Genomic DNA, 1,412 nt, shown 5'->3' with positions numbered 1-1,412 from the left:
GTACGCGGCGCGCATCACATTGAAGCTTTCTTCGACGAAGGCGCGGATGTCCTCGCGCTCCAGGCTCAGCTGCAGGCGTTGCTGGATCTGCAGGAACGGAGCCATGTCGGCCTGGGTCTGCCAGCCTTCGGCAACCGCATTGCCGAGCAGGATGTACATCTCGCCCATCAACGTACACAGGCTCTGCACCTTGTGCGCGGTGAGTTCGGTGACGTGGGCGCCACGGCGCGGCAGGATCGCAATCAGATGGCGGCGCTCAAGGATCAGCAAGGCTTCGCGCACGGAACCACGGCTGACGTTGAGCGCCAGCGTGACCTTCTGTTCCTGGATCCGCTCCCCAGGCTCGAGATCGCCGCGAATGATACGTTCGGCGAGGTGGTGAGCAATTTGCTCGGCGAGACTGTCCGGCGCCTTGAACGTCATGTTTTCCCTTCAAAATCTGCTATCGGTACAAGCGCGGCAGTGTAGCGCATTGGCCCGCTGATGGCGCTACGCCCACCGTGGCGAATTTGGCACGAAATAAGCAACGTTGAAAGCCTGTAAGCCGCCAAAAACGCCGGTTCCAGAAGACTGGACCATAATTGTAAGTGTTGCGACCGCATTTTCTTGACCCTTAGGTCAGAAACCCATTGACCGAAAAGTCAGACATGACTAGATTCGGCGCAAAGCGGTTAACAACAATAATGAGTCTGCGAGGCCTTCCGTGATCCAGTTTTTACTTAACCAGGAACTCCGTAGCGAGCACGCCCTGGACCCCAACCTGACCGTGCTCAACTATCTGCGCGAGCATGTGGGCAAGCCCGGTACCAAGGAAGGCTGCGCCAGCGGCGACTGTGGCGCGTGCACCGTGGTGGTCGGCGAGTTGCACTCCGACGAGCAAGGCGCCGAGCAGATTCGTTATCGCAGCCTCAATTCCTGCCTGACGTTTGTCTCGTCGCTGCACGGCAAACAATTGATCAGCGTCGAAGACCTCAAGCACCAGGGCCAACTGCACAGCGTGCAACAGGCCATGGTCGAGTGCCACGGTTCGCAGTGCGGCTTTTGTACCCCAGGTTTCGTGATGTCGCTGTTTGCCCTGCAAAAGAACAGCGATGCCCCCGACAGCCAGAAAGCCCATGAAGCCCTTGCCGGCAACCTGTGTCGTTGCACCGGTTATCGCCCGATCCTCGCCGCCGCCGAACAGGCCTGCTGCAACAAGCCCCAGGATCAATTCGACAGCCGCCAGACTGAAACCATCGCTCGCCTCAAGGCCATCGCGCCGACCCAGACCGGTGAACTCAACAGCGGTGACAAGCGTTGCCTGGTGCCACTGACCGTCGCCGATCTGGCCGACCTCTATGACGCCTATCCGCAAGCCCGCCTGCTGGCCGGCGGCACTGACCTGGCGCTGGAGGTCACCCAGTTCCACCACA

General features: G+C 60.0%; 2 protein-coding genes. One reads left to right on the top strand and one right to left on the bottom strand.

Annotation, left to right across the window (positions count from 1 at the left end; translation table 11 throughout):
* A partial coding sequence (locus tag BKD70_RS22915; protein ID WP_139145807.1) for a GntR family transcriptional regulator occupies window positions 1-423 on the bottom strand: 423 nt, incomplete at its 3' end.
* A gap of 280 nt (window positions 424-703) precedes the next feature.
* On the opposite strand from BKD70_RS22915, the gene BKD70_RS22910 reads away from it, so the two are divergent.
* A partial coding sequence (locus BKD70_RS22910) for a 2Fe-2S iron-sulfur cluster-binding protein (protein WP_139145806.1) occupies window positions 704-1,412 on the top strand: 709 nt, incomplete at its 3' end.

The sequence above is a fragment of the Pseudomonas sp. BS-2016 genome (assembly GCF_001806145.1).
Classification (GTDB): Bacteria; Pseudomonadota; Gammaproteobacteria; order Pseudomonadales; family Pseudomonadaceae; genus Aquipseudomonas; species Aquipseudomonas lundensis.
Note: the sequence above shows the minus strand (reverse complement) of the source record. Positions and strands in the feature narration are given on the sequence as shown.